The sequence below is a fragment of the Enterobacter sp. CM29 genome (genome assembly GCF_013179605.1).
GTDB lineage: Bacteria > Pseudomonadota > Gammaproteobacteria > Enterobacterales > Enterobacteriaceae > Enterobacter > Enterobacter intestinihominis.
On sequence record NZ_JABMCU010000089.1, the window covers coordinates 1 to 17848 of the forward strand.

Consider the following 17848-nt stretch of genomic DNA (forward strand, 5'->3'; position numbering starts at 1 on the left):
TATGAAGCCGCGCTGAAATCAAATAATAAGGTTTATGAAGCGTATATCTACCCCGGCGTAAACCATGGATTTCACAACGATTCTACCCCACGCTATGACCAGCCCGCAGCCGAGCTGGCCTGGTCGAGAACGTTAAGCTGGTTTAAAAAATATCTGGAATGATAAGCCCTGCTTAAATAAATCATCACAAAGGGTTATCTTTTCCCCTGTCCCTGCCGATAACGAGGGTAGTACTCGCCTCTGGGCGAATTCACCCTCACGGCAAGGAATACTCAATGAAGATGCTTCGTAATTTCACCATCCGTTTCGTCATGCTGACGGTACTGGGGATCTTTTGTGTCATGTGGGCAGGCGTGGGGCTTTACAGCACCTGGTCTCTGTCTCGTGTTTCTGATGGTAATGACGTTGACCGCCAGCTGGTCAGGCAAATGACGGTGCTGAGCCAGGGCAACGATCAGTATTTCCGTTTCGTCACCCGCCTGAGCCGGGCGATGGAAGCTAAAGCAGCGGGCGGCACGCCGGACCTGGCTCCTGCTCAGCAGGCGCTGGATAACATGAGTAAAAAGCTGGCAGAGATGAAGGCTATCTCCCCGGGCCCGATGGATGAAAAGGTCTCTGCGCAGGTGATTTCCACCTGGCAGGCGCTGCTCGATCGGGGCGTTACGCCTCAGATGGTGCAGGCAAAGCAGGCGACGCTCGAAGGCTATCGTCAGCATGCCAACAACGTTACGCCGCCGCTAAGCCGCGCGTTTGGCGCCGCGGTTGAGAACTTTAACAATTCTGCGGTGAAGGCGCTCGACAGTACGCGCGTTGTGGTCGACAGCCTGACCAGCATGACCCGGACGGTGATTATCACCGCCACGATCGTGGGTCTGCTGATCCTGCTGTTCACCGACCGCTACCTGGTGGCGCTGCTGGTAAAACCGCTGGAGCGTATCCGTCAGCAGTTCCGCCAGATTGCGCAGGGCGATCTCAGCCAGCCGATTGAGCCCATTGGCCGCAACTGCGTGGGGCAACTGGTTCCGCTGCTGAGCGCCATGCAGGACAGCCTGCGGGAGGCGGTCAGCACGATTCGTTCCGGCAGCGAGAATATCTGGCGCGGGGCAACGGAGATCTCCAGCGGGAATAACGATCTCTCTTCGCGTACCGAAGAGCAGGCCGCTGCGCTGGAAGAGACCGCGGCCAGCATGGAGCAGCTTACCGCAACGGTGAAGCTGAACGCCGAAAGCGCGCGCCAGGCCAGCCAGCTTGCGGATGTCGCCTCCAGTACGGCCAGCCGCGGCGGGTCGCTGGTAGACGATGTGGTCACGACCATGAGCGGCATTTCGGACAGCTCGAAGAAAATTGCTGAAATCACTACCGTTATCAACAGCATCGCCTTCCAGACCAATATTCTGGCGCTGAACGCCGCGGTGGAAGCGGCTCGGGCCGGGGAGCAGGGGCGCGGTTTTGCGGTCGTGGCGGGTGAGGTGCGTAATCTGGCCAGCCGCAGCGCGAATGCGGCAAAAGAGATCGAAGGGCTGATTGCGGATTCCGTTGCCCGCGTGGAGCAGGGGGCGCAGCTGGTGAACGATACCGGCACGACGATGGAAGCTATCCTGCGCGACGTGACGGAGGTGACCGTCATTATGAAGCAGATCGCCACCGCGTCAGAGGAGCAGAGCAAAGGTATTTCTCAGGTCGGCGTAGCCATCACGCAGATGGACGGCGTGACCCAGCAGAATGCCTCGCTGGTGGAGCAGGTTTCCGCCGCTGCGGCCGCACTGGAACGGCAGACCGAAGAACTCCAGCGCTCAGTGCAGAAGTTCCGTCTCTCCGCGTAACATCATCGCGTCAGGCCGTCTCTGGCGGCCTGACATTTATCGCTCTGAATAATCTGTGTCACCTGCGACAGCTGACCGATTTTCACTTCGCTTGCCCGCATAAATTTACTTTTGTCGATCAGCAGCAGCGACTGGCTGGCCCGGTTTAACAGCAGCGCCTTAAAGCCCGCGTTGTGCTCGGACGGATCCCAAAGGACGCCATGCTCATCAACCCCTTCACACGAGAAGATAAACAGATCGATCTCCAGTCCTTTAAGCTGCGTCACCAGCGCCGGATTAACATAGCAGCGATACTTACGCTCAAGCGTTCCGCCGGAGCAGATAAGCGTGATCCGCTCGCGCTTCGCCATCTCGTGGCAGACAGGCAGGCTATTGGTAAACACGGTGAGTTCGATATCCGGAAGCTGGCGCGCCAGATGAAAGCAGGTCGAGCTGGCGTCGAGGGCGATGGTCATCCCTTCGCTGATCCAGCCCAGCGCGTGTCGGGCAATATCGGCTTTGTCGGCATAATGGCTTTTCAGGCGTGCGCCAAAGGGTTCACCGCTGTCGCGGCTGTCCGGGTGAATCAGACGCGCACGCCCGTGCTGGCGCAGAAGTTTCCCCTGCTGCTGTAACGACTTCAGATCCCGGCGGATCGTCTCTTTGCTGACGGAGAGCTTTTCAGCCAGGGCATCGGTGGTCAGCCAGTCACTTTTACTCAGCAGGGTGATGATGCTCTGCTGTCGGGTCGCTTTTAGCGTCTGGTCTGACATTCGAGGATCCTTGCGCACGCGTGCTGACTCATTTTTCTCATCGCAGAAGAGGGGCGGCGAACCGCCCGGTCATGGGTCAATCCTGACGTTTATCTTCCGTCTGGGTATCGAAGTCGCTCGCTGAATGGCGCTCATGCAGCTGCTCGTTCAGCTCGCCGTTGGTGCGGTTAACAATGCGCCCGCGTTTAACGGCCGGGCGATTCGCCACATCTTTTGCCCAGCGCTGCACGTTGGTGTACTTCCCGGCGTCGAGGAATTCGGCGGCGTTGTAGACGCTGCCCAGCGCCACGCAGCCAAACCATGGCCAGACTGCCATATCCGCAATGGTATATTCCTCACCCGCTACATAACGACCGCGCCCCAGCTGCTTGTCCAGCACGTCGAACAGGCGTTTAGCTTCCATGGTGAAGCGATCGATAGCGTACTCAATCTTCACCGGCGCGTAGTTATAGAAGTGGCCAAAACCGCCGCCGAGGAACGGGGCCGCGCCCTGTAACCAGAACAGCCAGTTCAGGGTTTCCGTACGTCCTGCCGGATCTTTTGGCAGGAAGTGACCAAATTTCTCGGCCAGATAGAGCAGGATATTGCCGGATTCAAAGACGCGCGTCGGCGGGGTGGTAGAGTGGTCACGCAGTGCCGGGATCTTCGAGTTCGGGTTCACGTCGACAAAACCGCTGGAGAACTGATCGCCCTCACCGATGCGGATTAACCATGCGTCGTATTCCGCGCCCGTCACGCCCAGCGCCAGCAGCTCTTCCAGCATGATGGTAACTTTCTGTCCATTCGGCGTACCCAGAGAGTACAACTGGAGCGGGTGCTCGCCCACAGGCAGCTCTTTCTCGTGCGTAGCGCCCGAGACGGGACGATTGATATTGGCGAACGCGCCGCCGTTATTCTGTTTCCATTCCCACACTTTCGGTGGCTGATAGGTGTTATCTGACATGTTGGCCTGCCTTTTTGGTGTTGTGTTGAGGCAGTGTAGCAGGAGATAGGGGAACCGTTTAACGATGCGAGCGTAATGGGCAGGGCGGGTGTATGATAACGCCACCTCTGTCAGTTAATTACAACGTGCAGACGACGACAACCCAACAAAAAAATTGCCGCCTGCCTGTTTTAGGTTGGACACATGCGTAAAGGAACGTTAAGCAGTGACGCACCCTTCGGGACGTTATTAGGTTATGCGCCGGGTGGCGTGGCGATTTACTCTTCAAATTACGGCAGTCTCGATCCGCGGCACTACCCGGAAGACGCGGAATTCCGCAGCTATATCGGCAACGAATACATGGGCCATAAATGGCAGTGCGTTGAGTTTGCGCGCCGTTTCCTGTTTCTCAACCACGGGTTTGTCTTTACCGACGTCGGGATGGCGTGGGAGATCTTCTCGCTGCGTTTTTTACGCCAGGTGGTGAATGACAACATCCTGCCGCTACAGGCCTTTGCTAATGGCTCAAAACGCGCGCCGCAGGCCGGTGCGCTGCTCATCTGGCAAAAGGGCGGTGAGTTTCAAGAGACCGGCCACGTCGCCGTCATCACCCAGTTGCTGGACGACAGAGTGCGCATTGCCGAGCAGAACGTTATTCACTCCCCGCTGCCGATGGGGCAGCAGTGGACGCGCGAGCTGCGTCTGAGCGTTGAGAACGGTTGCTATACGCTTCATGATACGTTCAGCGATACCGAGATCCTCGGCTGGATGATCCAGACGGAGGAGACGGAACACAGTATACCTCAGCCGGAGATCGACGGTGAGCTGCTGAAAATCAGCGGCGCGCGGTTGAAGAACAACCGTCAGTTCGACGGAAAATGGCTCAATGAAAACGACGCCCTGCAACAGGCGTACGTTCGCGCGAACGGCCACGTTATTAACAACGATCCCTGCCAGTACTTCACCATTACCGAAAGTGCCGAGCAGGAGCTGATCAAAGCCACCAACGAACTGCACCTGATGTACCTTCATGCCACCGACAAGGTGCTGAAAGACGACAGCTTACTCGCGCTTTTCGACATCCCGAAAATTCTCTGGCCGCGTCTGCGCCTCTCGTGGCAGTGGCGTCGTCACCATATGATCACCGGTCGTATGGATTTCTGCATGGATGAGCGCGGCATTAAGGTTTACGAGTACAACGCGGACTCCGCCTCCTGCCATACCGAGGGCGGGCTGATTCTTGAAGAGTGGGTGAAAAACGGCTATCGCGGCACCGGCCACAATCCGGCGGAAGGCTTGCTGGAGGAGCTGACCGGCGCCTGGAAGCACAGCCACGCGCGGCCGTTCGTCCATATCATGCAGGACAACGATATCGAAGAGGATTACCACGCGCTCTTTATTCAGCGCTCGCTGATCCTGGCCGGGTTTGAAACCAAAATCCTGCATGGACTGGGCGCGCTGAGCTGGGATGCTGCCGGGCAACTGATTGATGATGAAGGCCGTCACGTCAACTGCGTATGGAAAACCTGGGCGTGGGAAACGGCGATCGAGCAGATCCGCGAGGTGAGCGAAACCGAGTACGCCGCCGTGCCCATCCGTACCGGTCACCCGCAAGGTGAAGTGCGCCTGATTGACGTCCTGCTGCGCCCGGAAGTGCTGGTCTTTGAACCGCTGTGGACGGTGATCCCAGGTAACAAGGCGATCCTGCCGGTGCTGTGGCAGCTGTTCCCGAACCACCGTTACCTGCTGGATACCGATTTTGAGGTGAATGCGCTGCTGAAACGGACAGGCTATGCCGTTAAACCGATAGCCGGACGCTGCGGGAGCAATATCGATCTGATCGGCGCCCAGGATCAACTGCTGGACCAGTCCAGCGGCAAGTTTGTTGACCGCAAAAATATCTACCAGCAGCTATGGTGCCTGCCAAAGGTTGACGGCAGATACATACAGGTCTGCACCTTTACCGTGGGCGGAAACTATGGCGGAACCTGTCTGCGTGGGGATGACTCGCTGGTGGTGAAGAAAGAGAGCGATATTGAACCGCTGATTGTGGTGAAGGATAAATAACGTCTCCCTGTTATAAAAAAGCCCCCGCAGGGTATGCTGCGGGGGCTTTTTATTACTCTTCTTCCTCGACCTGCTGCTCGCTGATCTTCAGATCAATGATGCGGCCGATCTGGTCATGATAGACCGTCAGCAGGTTGTACTGGCTCATCTCGGACATAATTTGCGGCGTGACGTTAAAACTTTGGGCAAGCTCGTCATGGCGCAACATTTGCGGATGACGCCGCCTCACATGCGCGCGGCGGCGATTGTACTGATACCACAGGATCAGCAGCCAGCCGTTGAACGTGGCAATCAGCAGATAGACCAGTACTGTATTAAAAGAGGCGATAATCACGCTCCAGCGGTGATCGCTCGCCTCGGTTAACTGCATCCACAGCCTGGCATACAGGAAAAACAGGAATCCTCCCCAGGCTATCAGCGTTAGTGCGGCATCGAAAAGACGCGGTGCCAGCCGATGTTCAGTCAAAATTAACGTATTCTCGTTCATTGAATGCTCCCTTTTCCCCGGTCCGGACTGATCCAGCGCGCGCGGGCGCGTTTACGTTTAAGCATGACTTTCGGAAATGCCACGAGGGTGGTAAACAGGCCAATCATCCAGTACACCATCGGGAACCAAATCACCCAGAACAGCGAGCCTGCCACTTTCCGCTCGTAGCGCCGCTCGATATACAAACTGACGAGGAATTGCAGCAGGCACATCACCCCCAGCAGCAGCCCGGTAAACGCCGGGGGAAACAGACTCGCAACGGCCAGGTTCGCGGGAAGAGGGATAATATGGCTAAGAATGAACAACACCACGGTCGCTCCATAGGCAAACGCCCACAGCGTTGATAGCGCGTATTCGAGAAACAGGGGCCACATCCGATGATGCTCCCAGCGGGCCATTTTGCGCAGGTTAACCAGAAACACCTCTGCACCGCCCTGAGCCCAGCGCAGACGCTGTTTCCACAGCCCCTTGAGCGTCTCCGGCATCAGGATCCAGCACAGCGCCCGCGGCTCGAAAAAGATATCCCAGTGGCGCAGCTGAAGCTTCCAGCTTATGTCAATGTCCTCTGTGATCATATCCGGGCTCCAGTACCCGACATCCGCCAGCGCCTGTCGGCGAAAGGCGGCGATGACGCCGGAGACCGTAAAGACCCGGCCATAGATCCGCTGCGTTCGCTTGATAAGACCAATAATGGAAGAAAACTCGCCCACCTGAATACGACCAATCAGCGTTGAGCGCGTGCGAATACGCGGATTTCCGGTGACGGCCCCAACGTGGGGATACTGAATCAGCGGTGCCACCAGATACGCGGCCGTATCGCGATCGAGCAGGGCGTCGCCGTCAATGCAGACCAGCAGATCGCCCCGGGCCGCCGCCGCACCAGCCTTGAGCGCCACGGCTTTCCCCTGATTCTCAGCGAGATTAATCACCCGCAGGCGCGGCTGCTCCTGCGCCAGTTGATGCAGCACCTGCGCGGTATTGTCCGAAGAGCCGTCGTTGATGGCGATAACCTCAACATTCCAGTACCGCTGTCCCAGCGCGGCGCTAATGGTCTCCCGTGCGTTGCGTTCCTCATTAAAGCAGGGAATAAGAATCGAGATTAACGGTTCACCGGCTAAGGCGGGCGCGGGTGTTGCGTTATCCCACGACCAGTGCCGTTCAAGCTGAAACCAGAAATAGAGGCCGCCGGTTACCCAGAGCACGGACATAAACAGCGGCCAGAAAAAGACAAAGTCCAGAATCAGTTCGCCGGTAAACAGCGCGGCTACGCCTAACGGCAACCCGAATACCAGACACAAAATAGAGAAGGCGATAATGCGATCAGTCATTGTCAGGATACCAGTACGAAGAAAATTCAGGCCTGATACGCGAAATATCAGGTTGGTTGTTGAGGAAGTCGTCGGGGTAATAACCGTAATTTTTGATGCCGTTCAGCTGGAGCACCTGCATCCACTCCACCAGACGTTCATCGGCTACGGCACGCTGCGGTTTCTGCGCCCAGTCCCTGGCCTGTAGCTCAAAAATCGTTTTATTCAGCGCGCCGGGGCGTGCGGCGACGGCGTTGACTAAACGCGTCAGCCAGGCATTGCTCTCTTCTGCCGGGACGGACTCCATCAGTGGCATTGCCATCGGCACCGTCCAGTCGTAGGCCGCCAGAAAATCATCCAGATTTTGCGCAAACCACGCTTCGCTTTCGGGCTGCAGAATGGGGAGGGCGAACATATTGCGGGCGGTCTTGATCTGCGGGCCACGGATGTCCTTCACCGTCTGGCTCAGGGCCTGGGTAAACCCGATAAGCTGCTGGCTTTTCTGGCGCGTCGTCTCCTGCCCGGCATCGTCAACGTCCGTCAGCACCGCGTCGTCATGGAACAAGATCCCGTTGAAGCTGGCATAGCGGGCCAGATCTTCATAGATCTCCGTCACCTGCTGGCGAACCTGTGGACTCCAGGGGGAGAGCCGGATATAGGGCTCGGCGGCCACGGTCAACTCTCCCGTTTGGCGATCCCGGCGCTGCACGCGCGGCAGGGCTGGACTGAGATCGAAAGAGAGGACCGGCATCCACGCAAAGACTTTCACTCCCGCGCGGGTTTGTAGCTGCCAGGCGACAAAATTAAAAAGATCGGCCCGGACCGGAAGACGACGGTTGGGGAAATAGAGCGCGCCGATCCTGCCGTCGCCCCGCGGATCCGAAAACGCCTGGAGAAACACATGGCTGATTTTCATGTCGTAGACCCGCTGGACGAGTTTGTTGATGTTTTTCGTCTGCTGGGCCGGATCGGGATCGTAGACATAATCGAGATCAACATGCATGACGCGCACCGGGTCAAACTCCTGAACGCGGCTAACCGTGTTGGCAAAGGTTTTTATCGACGGATTTCCGGCAATCAGCAGGCGCGGGATGTTGCCGAGGTCGCGCACGTTTGCCAGCCCGTCCTCCAGGGTAAAGGCCAGCTGATAGCCCTGTTTCTGGGCGATAGCGAGCGATGTACCGTTGGCAGCCCCATAGGGCCACACCCAGGCACGCGGCGCTTTTCCCGTCACCTGGGTGATTTTTTCGGTGACTTTCCGTACGTCTGCGGCGATCCGCTGGTTGAAGTGTTCATCGGTTTCGTAATGCCCCGTCACGTTATCGAAAAAACGGTTGGCGATAGCGGGTTCACGGCTTCCCTGCGGGTTGGCCGGGATGCCGTAATGCGAGGCCCAGGTATGCGAGCCGATTTCAACCAGCGGGGAGCGGCTGAGCTCGCGTACCATGTCCCATGTCGCGAACCGATCGCGGGGCGTCATCAGACCGCCGAAGTTAACTTTTTGATTTGCCGGCGTATCCACCCAACTGCCCACCGGCGCCCACAGCGCAGGAACGTTCCAGGCCTGAAGCAGGGGCCAGACCCGGGTGTAAAAACTGCTGTAGCCGTCGTCGAAGCTGAGCAAAACGGCTTTCGGCGGCAGCGCTTTTTTTCCTTCATGCGCATCCACAATGTCCTGCACGCTGATGGCGTGATAGCCGTTGTGCAAAAGCCAGCTTATCTGCTCGTTTAACGCGCTGGTGCGAACGGAGAGGTAGCGCTGATCGGCAGCATCATCTTCGACGTCGTGGTAGGCCAGGACCAGAAACTGATTCTCCGGCCAGGGTTTGCTGGCCTCCAGCTGCGGCCTCTCTTCAGGAGCCATAAAGGAGAGCGGCTGCGCGCAGAGACTCGCGCTGAGGCAGAGCCAGCCGATGACGATCAGGCTTACAGAAAAACGTGTATTCAGCATATTCATCCTTAAAAGCGTAAAGTCGCATCTAACGTGACGGAGAGATTGCTCTCGCGTTTGCCGTCGTAAGGGCGTTTATCCCAGTTCAGCATCACGCCAGTATCGACAACGTTGTTCCACTGAATGCGTTGCCCGTAACCCAGCAGGGTAATGGCGCCAGGCGACTGATTTTTCTGCCAGTAGCTGCCGCCGCCTGCCACGAACAGCTGGCTCCAGAGGGTGTCGTAGTGGCGGTACATCTCATGGTCAACGGACAGGGCTGCCGTCACGGACAGATCCCGTGCCGGGTTGTAATAGAGCGTATTCCGCAGGCTGTTTTTACTGGCGGCGATCCCCGGTTCGAGATCCAGCGTCAGGGTCGGGGTCTGCCAGAGACGCTCTTTCCCAGAGAGGGTGTATTCCTGACGGCGGTTGTGGTCTGAGAAGCGGCTGACGGCGGCGTTGAACTGGTATTTACGTCGCTCGTTTTGATACCAGCGCACCCCACCTTCACCCCGGTTGGCACTGATCCCATTGCGTAATGCCCGTAAGGGTGTCGCGCGTGATAAGCGCTCGAGGCTACCGCTGACCTGCCAGTTATCACTCAGGCTGTAGGTTGTTGAGAGCCGTGCGCCCGGCCTGTTTGTGCCGTGATAGCGGTTGCTGGAGAGCTCGGCTTCGAGCGTGAGGTCACGTGGGCGCCACTCAACGCCGCCCAACAGGTGGCGGCTGATGCCTTTACCTTCGTCGAAATTCCCCTGTGCATAGCGGGCGCCAGCAAATAGCCGCCAGTTATCTGCCACGGGTGGGCCATAGAGCGTGGCGTCCCAGCTCATGTCGTGGCTACCGCTGACGGGGTTATCTGAGTGCAATCCTTTACCCGCGTTCAGACGCAGCTCTGACATATGGTGGACCGCTCTGAGCCTGTCCAGGCGGCGGGCGCTGCGATCGGCGGGGGCGCGAGCAATTACGTCATCAGCCAGTAAATCCATCTGGCGCCACTCCTGAAGGTCCATTGCGACGTAAGCCTGCTGTTTTTCAAGCTCCAGATTCGTGGGTTCGAGCGCCTCTGCTCGTTTAAGCTTTTGCTCGGCCGCGCGCGGCAGGCCCCTGGCCTGAAGCAGGGCGGCATAATCAATCTGTAATCCCTGATTTCCCGGCGCCGTTGACGCCAGACGATACGACAGCTTTTCGGCTTCCGGCAGGGCGTTGGTCGCCAGCAAATAGTTAAGTTTGAGTGACTGTCCGGTGAGCCACCGATCGTTCGGCTGAGCGGTCGGGGATCCGAAATCGTAGCGGGTCCAGGGAACGCTGCGGGTCTCGCGCTCAACGTAGCGGCGGGCGGTTTGATACTGCCCCGTATCCAGCCAGGCGTAGAAAAGCGCATGCTCCTCATCCTGCGGATCGGAGGCGTAGTGTGGATAGCGTTGTACAAGCGAGAAGGCGGCGACGGTGTTTTTCTCCTGCAAATATGCAGAGATCACCCAGCCGATGGCCCAGTCCGGCACCGGATGCTGTGCGGTCGTCAGCGCCTCATATTCGCTAATAACCTGCCGGTAATCACCCTGCGCATACAGCGCGCCAAGCCGATCGATACGGGCAAGGATGACGTCTTCAGCCGCCTGCGGTTCGTTTTGCCAGCGGGAAAGCAGGACGTGATAGCGATCTAATGCGTTTTGTGCCAGCCGCAGCCGCTCTTTCTCCGTTCTGCCAGGCACATCCGCCAGGCGTACCTTTTCAGCCGCGGCGTTACGCTCAAGGCGGCGACGCTCCGCGGGAGACATTGCTGCGCTTTGCGACAGCCAGAGTGCGGGCGTGCTTACCCGGTTATCCGTTAACGCATCGATCGTCTCGCGAAGAAGGGCGTTATTCCCTGGTGCGGCGTTTAGCGCGCGCATGTCCGCCAGCAGCCGGTCCCCGTTTTTTCCCTGGCGCATCCAGACATAGGAGAGCGTCTCAAGGTGCGCGGGAGAAGGATCGTCCTTAACCAACTGCCGGGCTTTCGAAAGCGCGAGGCGATCTCTGCGGGCATCGGCCAGGGTCTTAACATAGCCGATGCGGTAATCGTCGTTATCCGGCGCAAGGCTGAGCGCCTCTTTCCACAGCGATAAGGCGGATGGCCAGGCTTTTTGGTTTCTTCTGGACTGGGCGACAGCAGCGATGGCGCGAGCGGGAAGCGGCATATAAATACCATAACGCTGCCAGACTCGAATAACCTCATCATCGCGTCCTGCCCAGGAGGCTACCTGTAACCAGTCCGCAACCTGTCCAGGTGTTAAAGCATGCTGTTGCTCATAGCGCTGTAGGTAATCAAGAAACAGAGCATAATTACCGTTACGTGCCTGTTGTATCTGATGCTCATAAACGGATTCATCAGCCTGAACCAGAACAGGAAAGAGTAAAAGCAGGAACAATAATATTGTGGTGCGATAAAAGAATAACGTAGTGAAGCTAAGCGATCTTTCCATATCTATTTGCCATTTGTTTATCGTGAATCCATTGCATAACACGGCCGCCTTTTAACTCTGCGTTAAAGGGCATAAAGGAGAACATTAAATCTGAATGATGCTACGTTATGGGGTACTTACTTAAAGGTAATTATGCGCCCTCATCTCAGTGGTCTGATTGGGCTTAATGTACACCCGATGTGTTGGGGGATAAATAAGTTGAAAAGCGGCTGGGAGGTTTTGAGATAATTCTGGAAGAAGTAAGTTTTTTAGGTAATTCAGTGCAGGATTGTTCTTTTTAAATGATTGATATTAAATGTTTTTTCTTTTGCTGTTTACAGTTTTTTTATATTTGAAATGAAGTTCTTCTGAGTTAATTAAAGTACTTTCCGGTGCATGTTTGGGAAGTTTCATGACAAAAATTCTTAATGTTCAGAGAAGTGACTTTTCTGGAATTCTTTTTTATTTATAATTAACGCCAGGCATTGAGTGATAGTCTACAAAAAGTCTAGCTCACCAATGTCATATTGAGGGATGATCAAAGCCAGAAAACATTTGCCGTTAATGTAAAGCGCTATAAACGAAAGCGTCCTTGTTTCTTAAGAGGCGGGCTTGCTTTAATCTAAAAGGGATGATTAGTGGCGACTTCAATAGTGTTAGTGACTCAGGATTGTTTCCTTGTCAGGGGGATGCGGCTATTTTTCCCGGATATAATTTGCCTCTGTTCGATAGACAGAAACATATTTGATACCGACGCAAATGAATATACTGTACTGATTGATAGCCGTACGCCGCTCCGTTTATATGATTACCTGATACGCCATCCGGCCAGAACGAGAAAAACCATCTGCTGCGTTATGCTGGATATGCGCCCTCGAGAGGAGGATCTGCACAGTATGAAGCTGTTTATGAACACGTCGCTTACGCCTCCGGATATGGCGTCGTTATTCAATCTGGTGCTTGATATGAAAGGCTGGCGTCTGACAACCAAATGGCTGCTTAACTTACGGCTGAGTAGACATGAAGCGATAATGCTCCGGTTGCTGAAGGCAGGGAGGTCAATGGAAGAGATTGCAGATAAGCTGAATATGTCGGTTAAAAGCCTCTATCGCAAGCGAACGGCGCTATCGGAGCGGTTAGGGGCAGGGAACTTCAACGAGGCGTGTTTGTTTATCTTCAAAAACAAACTGCTGGACGCGGCTGGGAACGATCCCTAGCTTCGTCAGAAGCCAAAAGCACAAACCCGCCACGAGGGCGGGTTCTTTTAATGGAAATAATTCAGAACGACCAGCGCAGATTGGCGTTCACCGAGTTGACGCGGGTATCCGCACCATATTGTCCCTGGTAACCCACATCCAGCGTCGCAGCACGCGACAGCTGTACGCTCACGCCGATATCACCCACCATTACGTCCTCATCCACGGCTTGCCCCTGAGTAATGAACGCGTCGCTGCCCGCAAACGCCATGCGCGAAGAGGTATTCTTATCGCCATAAGCGTGCTGCCAGCCCAGCGAACCGTAGAGGTTAACGTTCTTCGGCAGCTCGGTCACACCGCGCACCCCGAGTGTGGAATAGAAGGTGTTCATCGTTTCGTTACGGACGCTCAGCGCAGCGGCACCGCCGTCTTCCCTGAAGCTGTCGGTATGCAGCCGGATGTACGATAAATTGACGAACGGCTCAATATTCCTGTCTGGCTGGCCGAAACGGTAGCCCGCTTCGGTAAACGCCAGCAGCGAGTTAGCGTCGTAATCTGACTTCAGCCGATCCGAGAAGCCGCTGAAATCAACATTGCGCTCGCCCTCGATCTTGTGCCAGGTGTAACCCAGCGCGCCGCGAAGGGAGAACGCATCCTGTTGACCCGCCGCATACAGGCCAAGGTGATAGTTGTCGGTATCCGTTGAGGAGCGACGGCTGTCGACGTCGTAATCACCCCGGCTGTAGCCGAAGTAGCCGCCGATACGCACATTATGGTCCGCCAGCTTGCGATCTGCCCCCAGCAGGAAGCCGGTGGTGTTGCCGTCCAGCTTGCCCACGTTTCCGTCGCCGCTGTTTCGGCTCCAGGAGCTGAAGGTCTGGCCCCAGACGCCATTGTTTTGCGGCTCCGGCTGTTGCACCAGCGACATGGCTAACGGTGGGATCGGCAGGCTGTCGTTATCAAACGCGCGCTGCATACGCTGGTTTAACACGTTAAACACCTGCGTGCTGCCAGCGATCAGGTTGGACTGCATTGATGGATAAACTTCACCAGACAGCTGGTTGAACGCCTCGCGCGCTTGCGGTGCGCTCAGCAGAAGCAGCGAGTTATACAGCGCCAGCGACGGGCCGCTTTGCGTCAGCGTGGAGAGCGCGCCAGCGGTATTCCACTGGTTGCTGCTTTGGGCCACGGTCTGGAAAATGCCCGGCTTGCCGCTGCCCGGGTTTTCACCGCCAGGATTCTCACCGCCCGGGTTTTCACCTCCGGGGTTTTCACCGCCAGGATTTTCGCCACCGGGGTTTTCACCGCCAGGATTCTCACCGCCCGGGTTTTCGCCTCCGGGGTTTTCTCCACCAGGATTCTCGCCTCCGGTCTCTTTCTGCGCGATGGTCAGATCGACGGCGTTGGTGCTTTGCTCAAGCGCCACGTCCAGGAAGGCGGATTTGGAAATCGCTCCGGCGAACTCACCGTCAATTCCCCCGCCGGAGGTCAAAATGCGGTAGCTTTGGCCCGTTTTATAGCTGGTTTGCGGATCCAGCGCGGTGACCTGTACCTTAGCCCGATCGCTGATGGTGGTTTTGCCCGATACCAGTAGCTGGTCGCTGCTGCCATCGCCCGCGATATCCACGTCATAGAAGGATTCGCCGATAAAGTTCAGATAGCGTTTCAGCGTCAACGTACCGATATTGCCGTCGCCAGGCGAGATATGCCCGCCAGACAGGATCTCGGTCTGGCCCAGCGTGCCGTTGCCGCCCAGCGTGCCGCCGGACTTGATTGACGCGGCGCTGCTGTAACCGACCCCGTCGCTGACGTCTGAACCCGCCGTCGCGTTGAGGATCAGCGTACCGCCGTTCTCGGCGCTAAGGGTCTGAACATCAAAAATATCGTCTTCTGGCTGGGTATTAATATTGCTGGCAATGATGACTTTACCGCCCCGCGCGGTTACGTTCGCCTTGAGTGCGGAAAGATCGCCGTTCAGCGTCGTTTGCCCGGAGGTGTTGATCACATCACCTTCACCGCTCATCGTGTTGCTGAAGATGTAATTTCCGTCGGTATGGTTGAAGTAGACATAGCTGCCGAACAGTCCGCCACGCAGGCTGATTGCCGTCTTCGCATCGAGGGTACCTGCGGCGCCCGCCGTGCCAGGCGTTGGCTCAGTTAAACCCGTGCCGGTGTCCATATTGCCGCGGCTGCCGATGATGAGCGCACCCCGGTTCGAGCCGGAACCCGATGTCCCCACGATCAGCGCATTGCTGCCAGCGGAAAATGAACCGCCGTCAATCACAGACAGCACGCCATTGCCGTAATCGCCCACGCTCACGCTGCTGCCGCTGGTAAAGCGCGAGTCCTTGCCCGCAATAACCAGCTCGGCGGTTTTCCCTGCGCCGGAGACGCCCGCCACCTGCACGCCGCCAACGTTAACCGCTCCGCCGTTCAGTACGTCCAGGTCGCCATAAAGCGTCAACGTACGGCCAACGTTCCACTGTGAGCCACTCCCCGTGACGGTGGCTTTCGGGCTCAGCGTGTCGGTTTCACCCGGTCCGGTACCGTTGCCGATGCGTGCATCGTAAGCGGTATTGAGCGCAGCGCCGTCTTCAATCGCAAGCGTGGAGCGTGCGCCCAGATCGGTGCCTACGCTCAGAAAATTACTGGTCACACGAGAGCCAGCACCCGTGGCGATAAGGTGGCTGTCGTAGCCGCGGGTGGTGCCGACAACAATCTCCTTTGCACTCGCCAGCGCGCCCTCTTCGACTCGCAGGGTGCCGAGGCCAAGATTCAGGTCGCCGCGCAGGACGTACCGATCGTTCACCGCGTTAAGCTCAGCGTCTGGCCCACGGACCGTGACCACGCTTTCATAAATTTTGCCGTCGAACAGCCGACCGATATTGATGTTATAGGCGGTGATTTTGCCATTATCGATCAGCAGGTTTCCGCGTTGGTTACGTCCAACATAAACATCTCCGGTGTAACCCAGCGTTTCGGTAATACGCGCGTCGCCATCAAAAAAGGCATCGGCTGCACGCGCGATATCGGCAGGTAAAAACAGTAACAGCGGCGCGGAAAATAGAGCGAGGTAAAGTCTGGAAAGCGGCGTCTTAACCGCTAAAGCATGCGATGTAGAGTTATTCACGGGCTATCTCCGTACTCATTAGCGTGATGTCTGGAAAATCGTTTTTATGAAAACTCAGATACGTCAGAAAATGTAAAAGGCGTTATTTATGTACGCCTTTTGATGCGGCGTTAATTATTTATGTGTGACAACAGGTGTACAGGTTGGCGCGCTTAGCGTCGGTGCGGATCCTAAAATCCCCGGCATCATCATTGATGAACAATCGAAAATACGCCCTTTTTCTGTCGTGGCGCGATAAGACAGTTTTTGTCCTCCCAGTGCGTCCGGCTGGGCGCCATTAACGTTGGTCACGGTTATTTCATCCGATGAGCCCAGTCCCAGCATTTTAGCGGTCTCCGCTTGCAGGAGTGGAATAGCCTGATCGGTTTTCAACGTGGAACAACCGGCTAGCATCAACGTAACGGTTAAAACGATTAGTGGTTTTTTCATAAATTATCCTTGATATCCAACCAGTTAATTTCTCTGATTGTATTTATGTTTTCTTTTGCCCAAATCAGCGAATAATATATTTCTCTTTCCTAATCGAAAAAACCCTCCTAAAGTAGGGTGGGTAGATAATAATTCATCTGTACTCTAAGATATGCGAAGGTAAAAGGAGGCTCCTTTGGGACAGAATTATGCGTTAGTCGTTGATGACCATCCATTGGTAGCAAGCGGCATCGCCAATTTTCTGATTACACATTGCCAGTTTAAACAGGCGTGTGTGGTGACGAATGAGGATGATTGCTACCGCCAAATTAGGGATCATGGCCCGCCACGTTTGCTGGTAATCGATTTTTGGCTCTCTTCCGGAACGGCCCTGAAATTACTCAAAGAAGTAAAACAACTTTACCCACAGGTACGACTCCTGGTGGTCAGCGGGGATGACAATAATGACATCTGGCGCAAAGTTAATGCCGCCGGGGGCCACGGTTTTGTATTGAAAAGCGAGCCACCTGAGATGTTCTCGCGGGCCGTTTTCGCACTCAGTGATAATCAGACCTGGTTTCCTGAGGGAAACGAAATTTCCGTTAAGGCAAATAATGAGAAGTTAAGTAAATTTAACTTAACGCCGCGACAAATAGACGTATTAAATATGATTATGCGCGGCCTGCCAAATAAACGAATCGCCGCGCAGCTTTCAATTTCTGAGCCCACGGTCAAAGAACACATCAGCAATATATTGAAAAAGATAGGTGTTAACAGCCGGGTCGAAGCCATCACGCTTCTGCACGGCAAGCAGGAACCGTCGGAATGAGGTTTTTCCAGAGCTTACAAAACGAAGGTATCTCTGCTCCGGCGCAGATCCGTTTGCTAAACAACACCTTTCTGCGGCTGGTATTTAGCTTTAGTGCTGTGCCCTTTGTGGGTATTCCTTTCGCCATCTGGATTTATATGCTTGGGGACGACCTCGGCCCAACGATTATCTGGATAATTATTTATCTGCTATGTGCCGTGGCGATACGACTATTGCACCGACGCTATCAGCGTGAAGCGAAAGAAAACGGTGAGAGGGACGTCCTGCGACGCTGGCTTCCGCGTATTAATAATATCGCCTTTATTCACGGGCTGGGCATTTCTTCACTCTATTTAATTACTCCACAGACGCAGAATTTTGACTTTTTCTTGTTACTTAATATCAGCATCGCCGCTATCGTCGCCGCCAATGCGACGCATCTGACGCCGGTCATCAGCACCTTTACGCGCTTTTTCTTCGCCTCCTGGGGGGTGCTGAACCTCGGTATTATCTGGCGGCTGGATGAGTTGATGTTCATCGTGCTCATGCTGAATCTGCTTTACGGCTTCGC

General features: G+C 55.7%; 13 protein-coding genes and 1 pseudogene. 6 read left to right on the plus strand and 8 right to left on the minus strand.

All coding sequences use genetic code 11. The features are described from left to right. On the plus strand, nt 1-162 hold a 162-nt coding region (locus tag HP459_RS12665; protein ID WP_171936282.1), incomplete at its 5' end, for a dienelactone hydrolase family protein. A 113-nt stretch (nt 163-275) separates the two neighbouring features. Beyond that, complete coding sequence (locus HP459_RS12670; protein ID WP_022649391.1) at nt 276-1823, plus strand: methyl-accepting chemotaxis protein; 1548 nt, start codon at nt 276-278, stop codon at nt 1821-1823. A 2-nt stretch (nt 1824-1825) separates the two neighbouring features. Here the strand turns inward: HP459_RS12670 and fucR are convergent, their stop codons facing one another. After that, complete coding sequence (fucR, locus tag HP459_RS12675) at nt 1826-2575, minus strand: L-fucose operon activator (protein WP_023298593.1); 750 nt, start codon at nt 2573-2575, stop codon at nt 1826-1828. A gap of 76 nt (nt 2576-2651) precedes the next feature. Next, a complete protein-coding gene (gene yghU / locus HP459_RS12680) occupies nt 2652-3518 on the minus strand; it encodes a glutathione-dependent disulfide-bond oxidoreductase (protein WP_023306934.1) in 867 nt (288 codons plus the stop codon). Nucleotides 3519-3701: 183 nt separating this feature from the next. Here yghU and gss point away from each other — a divergent pair, with 183 nt between their 5' ends. Further along, a complete protein-coding gene (gene gss, locus HP459_RS12685) occupies nt 3702-5564 on the plus strand; it encodes a bifunctional glutathionylspermidine amidase/synthase (RefSeq protein WP_171936283.1) in 1863 nt (620 codons plus the stop codon). 52 nt (nt 5565-5616) lie between these two features. On the opposite strand, the gene pgaD is transcribed toward gss, so the two are convergent. From pgaD to pgaA, 4 genes are read right to left on the minus strand one after another with little or no spacing between them, the layout of a single operon-like run. Continuing rightward, a complete protein-coding gene (pgaD, locus tag HP459_RS12690; protein WP_171936284.1) occupies nt 5617-6051 on the minus strand; it encodes a poly-beta-1,6-N-acetyl-D-glucosamine biosynthesis protein PgaD in 435 nt (144 codons plus the stop codon). Continuing rightward, nucleotides 6048-7379, minus strand: a complete 1332-nt coding sequence (pgaC, locus tag HP459_RS12695; protein WP_022649386.1) for a poly-beta-1,6-N-acetyl-D-glucosamine synthase — start codon at nt 7377-7379, stop codon at nt 6048-6050. Before pgaC ends, pgaD begins: the two co-directional genes overlap by 4 nt. Beyond that, on the minus strand, nt 7372-9309 hold the full coding sequence (gene pgaB, locus HP459_RS12700; RefSeq protein WP_171936285.1) for a poly-beta-1,6-N-acetyl-D-glucosamine N-deacetylase PgaB: 1938 nt from the start codon (nt 9307-9309) through the stop codon (nt 7372-7374). Before pgaB ends, pgaC begins: the two co-directional genes overlap by 8 nt. Nucleotides 9310-9317: 8 nt before the next feature. Beyond that, nucleotides 9318-11756, minus strand: a complete 2439-nt coding sequence (gene pgaA / locus HP459_RS12705; RefSeq protein ID WP_171936286.1) for a poly-beta-1,6 N-acetyl-D-glucosamine export porin PgaA — start codon at nt 11754-11756, stop codon at nt 9318-9320. A gap of 668 nt (nt 11757-12424) precedes the next feature. On the opposite strand from pgaA, the gene HP459_RS12710 reads away from it, so the two are divergent. Then, nucleotides 12425-12952, plus strand: coding sequence for a LuxR C-terminal-related transcriptional regulator (locus HP459_RS12710; protein ID WP_045308383.1), 528 nt, complete (start codon nt 12425-12427; stop codon nt 12950-12952). Between the two features lie 61 nt (nt 12953-13013). Here the strand turns inward: HP459_RS12710 and HP459_RS12715 are convergent, their stop codons facing one another. Beyond that, entirely contained in the window at nt 13014-16061 is a 3048-nt protein-coding gene (locus HP459_RS12715) for an autotransporter domain-containing protein (protein WP_171936287.1), read from the minus strand. Between the two features lie 114 nt (nt 16062-16175). Beyond that, nucleotides 16176-16490 carry a lipoprotein gene (locus HP459_RS12720; protein WP_003862457.1) on the minus strand — a complete coding sequence of 105 codons (315 nt, stop codon included), beginning with the start codon at nt 16488-16490 and terminating at the stop codon, nt 16176-16178. 175 nt (nt 16491-16665) lie between these two features. On the opposite strand from HP459_RS12720, the gene HP459_RS12725 reads away from it, so the two are divergent. Beyond that, the gene (locus tag HP459_RS12725; protein WP_063163587.1) at nt 16666-17298 is read left to right on the plus strand and encodes a response regulator transcription factor; all 633 of its coding nucleotides are present in this window, start codon (nt 16666-16668) and stop codon (nt 17296-17298) included. Continuing rightward, a pseudogene (locus tag HP459_RS12730) lies at nt 17295-17848 on the plus strand (hybrid sensor histidine kinase/response regulator); the annotation flags it as partial. The gene HP459_RS12725 and the pseudogene HP459_RS12730, both read left to right, overlap by 4 nt.

What these genes read in the sequence shown, in the direction of transcription:
- HP459_RS12670 (WP_022649391.1), top strand. Translation starts at nt 276, where the DNA reads ATGAAGATGCTTCGTAATTTCACCATCCGTTTCGTCATGCTGACGGTA.
- pgaD (WP_171936284.1), bottom strand. Translation starts at nt 6,051, where the DNA reads ATGAACGAGAATACGTTAATTTTGACTGAACATCGGCTGGCACCGCGT.
- yghU (WP_023306934.1), bottom strand. Translation starts at nt 3,518, where the DNA reads ATGTCAGATAACACCTATCAGCCACCGAAAGTGTGGGAATGGAAACAG.
- HP459_RS12710 (WP_045308383.1), top strand. Translation starts at nt 12,425, where the DNA reads ATGCGGCTATTTTTCCCGGATATAATTTGCCTCTGTTCGATAGACAGA.
- pgaC (WP_022649386.1), bottom strand. Translation starts at nt 7,379, where the DNA reads ATGACTGATCGCATTATCGCCTTCTCTATTTTGTGTCTGGTATTCGGG.
- pgaA (WP_171936286.1), bottom strand. Translation starts at nt 11,756, where the DNA reads ATGGAAAGATCGCTTAGCTTCACTACGTTATTCTTTTATCGCACCACA.
- gss (WP_171936283.1), top strand. Translation starts at nt 3,702, where the DNA reads ATGCGTAAAGGAACGTTAAGCAGTGACGCACCCTTCGGGACGTTATTA.
- pgaB (WP_171936285.1), bottom strand. Translation starts at nt 9,309, where the DNA reads ATGCTGAATACACGTTTTTCTGTAAGCCTGATCGTCATCGGCTGGCTC.
- HP459_RS12720 (WP_003862457.1), bottom strand. Translation starts at nt 16,490, where the DNA reads ATGAAAAAACCACTAATCGTTTTAACCGTTACGTTGATGCTAGCCGGT.
- fucR (WP_023298593.1), bottom strand. Translation starts at nt 2,575, where the DNA reads ATGTCAGACCAGACGCTAAAAGCGACCCGACAGCAGAGCATCATCACC.